The sequence below is a fragment of the Thermosulfurimonas sp. genome, from assembly GCF_015491435.1.
Classification (GTDB): Bacteria; Desulfobacterota; Thermodesulfobacteria; order Thermodesulfobacteriales; family Thermodesulfobacteriaceae; genus Thermosulfurimonas_A.
On sequence record NZ_WFVX01000205.1, the window covers coordinates 1 to 4,558 of the forward strand.

3 protein-coding genes and 2 pseudogenes are annotated in these 4,558 nt (G+C 57.7%); all 5 read right to left on the minus strand.

What is annotated here, in order from left to right; translation table 11 throughout:
• Positions 1–588: pseudogene (locus tag F8J34_RS09525) on the minus strand (riboflavin biosynthesis protein RibF); the annotation flags it as partial.
• Positions 589–1,689, minus strand: a complete 1,101-nt coding sequence (gene carA / locus F8J34_RS09530; protein WP_363315442.1) for a glutamine-hydrolyzing carbamoyl-phosphate synthase small subunit — start codon at positions 1,687–1,689, stop codon at positions 589–591. It abuts the pseudogene before it with no gap.
• 22 nt (positions 1,690–1,711) lie between these two features.
• A protein-coding gene (prfB, locus tag F8J34_RS09535; RefSeq protein ID WP_297058859.1) for a peptide chain release factor 2 occupies positions 1,712–2,903 on the minus strand; the annotation gives its coding sequence in 2 pieces (ribosomal slippage) (positions 1,712–2,824 and positions 2,826–2,903; 1,191 coding nt in all).
• Positions 2,904–2,913: 10 nt separating this feature from the next.
• Entirely contained in the window at positions 2,914–4,236 is a 1,323-nt protein-coding gene (gene phoU / locus F8J34_RS09540; protein WP_297058862.1) for a phosphate signaling complex protein PhoU, read from the minus strand.
• A gap of 40 nt (positions 4,237–4,276) precedes the next feature.
• Positions 4,277–4,558: pseudogene (locus F8J34_RS09545) on the minus strand (TIGR00268 family protein); the annotation flags it as partial.

Below are 4,558 nucleotides of genomic sequence, written 5' to 3' on the forward strand. Positions count from 1 at the left end.
CCCCCGGATCACCCTTCCCCGTAGGGTATAGGGACGCCCCAGAAATATTCCTCCGCGACGGACCTTGCCCTCAAGCAGAAAATCCCTTATGAGGGAACTGGATACCGTCTGACCATCCAGGACCTGCGGAGCGATCACCCGGACCTGAAACCCGTATCTCTCCCCCATCTGGTGCAGAAGCTCGGGGCCGCCGCTGCGCCCCCGCCCGAACCGGTAATTGAATCCCACCACCAGACCGCTCAACCTGAGACCATAAACCAGATATTCCTCCACAAACTCCTCGGCCGGAAGATCGGCTACCTCCTGATCAAAGGGAATGATCAGCACCGAGGAAAGCCCCAGTCCTTCCAAAAATTCCATCTTTTCCTCGAAGGGGGTAAGGAGGCGCAGGGGGACCGCCGGCTGGAGAACCTTGCGCGGATGAGGCTCAAAGGTTATCACCAGGGGTTCTCCCCCCAGGCTATCGGCCCAGGCCAGCGTCTCCCGAATGAGGGCCTGATGCCCCACATGGACCCCGTCAAAATTGCCCAGGGTGGCTACCGGATTCTTTAAATGCAGGGGAAAATCCCGCGGATAATAAATCTTCATCTATACCAGATAGGCCCGAATCATCTCCACGAAACGATCGAAAAGATACACCGCATCGTGCGGACCCGGGGCATTTTCCGGATGGTATTGCACCGAAAAGGCCGGAATTTCCCGGTGTCTTATACCTTCCAGAGTATTATCGTTCAGATTGATATGGGTCACCTCCACCTCCGGGGGGAGTTCCTCGGCCCGAACACAGAACCCATGGTTCTGGGAGGTGATCTCGATGCGTCCGGTGGTGAGGTCCTTTACCGGATGGTTGGCCCCTCGATGCCCGAACTTGAGCTTATAGGTGGAGGCCCCCAGGGCCTGCCCCAGCATCTGGTGCCCCAGACAGATACCGAAAAGGGGCCTCTTGCCCAGAAGATCCCTGACCGTTTCCACCACATAGGGTACAGCCGCCGGATCCCCGGGACCGTTGGAAAGAAAGATCCCATCCGGCCCGGCAGCCAGGATCTCGTCGGCCGGGGTATGGGCCGGAAAGACCACACACTCACAACCCCGTTCCTCAAAAAGCCGAAGCTGATTGAGCTTCAACCCGCAATCCAGTACGGCGATCTTTATCCGCCCCTCCCCGGAAAAGGAAGCCACTCCCTCTTCCATGGTCCCTTTTCGCCAGCGATAGGGCTGCGGGGAGGTTACCTCCTTCACCAGGTCCCGCCCCACCAGCCCCGGGCTTTCCTTCACCCGCTCCAGGAACCTCTTAGGGTCCAGGTCCTCGGTGGTGATCCCGGCCTTCATGGCCCCGAAAAGCCGCACATGTCGGGTAAGGGCCCGGGTATCAATCCCCTCCACGGCGAGCACCCCGTTTTCCGAAAGCCACTCCGCCAGCGATTTTTCCGCCCGCCAGTTACTATAGTGCGGCTGGTATTCCCGCACCACAAAGGCCTCCACATGAATACCCCGACTCTCCGAGTCCTCGGAATTTACTCCGTAGTTCCCGATCAGGGGATAGGTCATGGCCACGATCTGACCCTTGTAGGAGGGATCGGTGAGGATCTCCTGGTAGCCGGTTATAGCGGTGTTGAAGACCATCTCCCCGAAGGCCTCGCCAGGGCCGGTAAAAGACCAGCCCCAGAAGTGGGTTCCGTCCTCCAGCATAACCAGGGCTCTTTCCCCTTTTTTACGGGCCAAGACACACCTCCTCCGCCTTCTTCTCCGTTCGGGGACCGGGACCGGACCATCCCGACATCTCCCCACCCCTGCCGGCCTGACTAAGAAGATAGGTCCGAATGAAGGGGTCTATCTCGCCATCCAGAACCGCCTCCACATTGCCGGTCTCGTAACCGGTGCGATGGTCCTTCACCAGACGGTAAGGCTGAAGGATATAGGAGCGAATCTGGCTTCCCCAGGCGATTTCCTTCTTCTCTCCGGCCAGCTGGGCCTTCTTCTCTTCCAGTTTACGCCGTTCCAGTTCGTAAAGCCGGGCCTTGAGAATCTTCAGGGCCGTGGCCTTGTTCAGATGCTGACTGCGTTCGTTCTGACAGGTGACCACGATCCCGGTGGGAAGATGGGTGATACGCACCGCGGTCTCGGTCTTGTTTACGTGCTGGCCCCCGTGCCCTGAGGCCCGCATGGTCTCAATGCGCAGATCCTCCGGACGGATCTCAATCTCGATATTTTCCTCTATCTCCGGAATCACCGTGACCGAGGCAAAGGAGGTATGCCGGCGACCGCTGGCGTCAAAAGGGGAAATACGCACCAATCGATGGACCCCCTTTTCGGCCTTGAGGTACCCGTAGGCATAGGGCCCCTCCACCATGAAGGTCACATACTTGAGTCCGGCTTCCTCCCCGGGAAGGAGATCCACCACCCGAATCCGATAGCCCTTCTTTTCCGCCCAGCGCGTGTACATCCGCAAAAGCATCTCCACCCAGTCCTGGGCCTCGGTACCTCCGGCTCCGGCGTGAATGGTTACAATGGCATGGGAATGATCATGTTCCCCGGAAAGAAGGATCCGCAGTTCTTCCTCCTCCAGATCCCGCCGCAGTTTGGCCAGGCCCTTCTGGACCTCCAGAAGGGTCTCCTCGTCACCTTCCTCCAGGGCCAGCTCAAACAGAACGCGTAGGTCCTCCACCTCCCGGGTTAGATCCTCCCAGCGGGACAGGATCTCCTGCAACCTGGAACGTTCCTTCAATATCTCTCGAGAGGAGGGAGAATCCCAGAAATCCGGACGGAGAATCTCCTTTTCCAGCTCGGAAAGACGTTTCTTCAGAGAAGCCGGGTCAAAGACACCTCCTTAACTCGGAAAGCTTGTCCTCGGCCCGAAGGAGTTCGTTTTTGATCTCCGCAGGCTGAAGGGTGGCCTTTATCATCCTCTCCTCCCTAAGCTTTGGCGATCATAGCTCGCATCAGATCCGCCGCGTTCTCTGTCCGCCCGGAAATCTCACAGATATATTCCAGAAGCTTTAATAGAAAATAAACCTTAAAGAAGTCCTCATCAAGGGTAAAGATCCTGCGCTTGATCTCCGTAGCCAGGAGATCGTTTTCATGCTCCCGCTTGCGGATATTACGGACGATTTCCTTGGCATCCTGACGGGAAATATCATCCCCGCGCTCTATATAGACCTTGGCCTTCTCCACCAGGGGAACCAGATATTCCGCGGTTTTCACGTTCTCCTCGAGCAGCCGAAGGATCTCCCGGGCCAGGTCTTCCGGAACCCTCACCTGCTTGAAGGTTAACCATTTGAGGATATCCTCGGCGGCATCCGCTACCGCATCCTGCTCCTTAAGAAACAGAAAGAGCTCGAACTTATCCACCGGGGTAATAAGTCCATAGGGCAGATGCCCCCGGATGTTCTGCTTGAGTCGATCGGCCTCGCGTTCGATGGCAATGATATCCTCGGAGATCTCCCGCAACCGCCCGGTGTTCTGCTGAAAATAGGCCTCCAGCGCCAGGGGGAGACGTTCGGTGCATTCTATCACCAGACGGGCGTGCTTTTCCAGAAGCTCGAAGAGATCCGGACGCTCCGCGGGTTTGAGTTCCGGAATCACCTCTTCGTGTTTGACCAGTTTGCCTTCCACGATATAGATGATCTCCTCGGCCATATTGGTGGCCAGATCCGCCACCCGCTCCAGATTCTGGGCCACAATGATATACTCCACCCCGGCCCGGACCACCTCCGGTTTCCTCTCCATGCATTCCACCATGCGTTCGATCACTATCTTCTTGTACCTATCCACCTCGTCGTCCCAGCTCTTTATCTCCCGGGCCTTCTGGGCGTCGCGGGCCACAAAGGCGTTGATGACCTCCTCCAGCATACGCAGGGCCTTGCGCGCCATCTCCGAAAGGTCCACCGGACAGGTGAACACCTGGGGCAGGGAAAGTAACCGGGGCACCCTTTCGGCAATGTTCACCGCCTGATCACCCAGACGCTCCAGGTCCCGGATCATATCCAGGGTGGAAACCACAAACCGCAGGTCGCTGGCCACCGGATGCTTGAGGGCAATGGTCTCCAGACAGATCTGGTCGATCTTCAAATCCAGCTCATCGATCCGGGTGTCCTGTTCGATCACCCGACGGGCCAGTTCTGGATCCCGTCGCTCAAAGGCCACCACCGCCGAACGCACCATCTCCACCACCAGATGACACATCTCCAGGAGATGGTTACGAATTTCCATCAGATCTCTTTCCACCAGAATACTCATTCCGGCTGACTCCTCGATTTATTCCCGCGGAAAAATTCTACTAAAAATAACCGATAAGGTCCAGACTTACGCGTTTAAACCCCAAATCCAGAAGAGACCGGGAAATTTCCCCACGCCGGTCGAAGACCGCTTCCATCGCGGAGGGGGGTACCTCCAGGCGGGCCTCACCGCGCACAAACCGCACCCGGAGGACCTCAAGACCCAGCATCTTCCTAAGGATCTCTTCGGCCCGGGCCACTCTTTCCAGGGCCTCCCGCCTCACCGGTTCCCCGGGGGGGAAACGGGTGGCCAGACAGGGGGAAGGAGGTTTACGGGCCTGAGG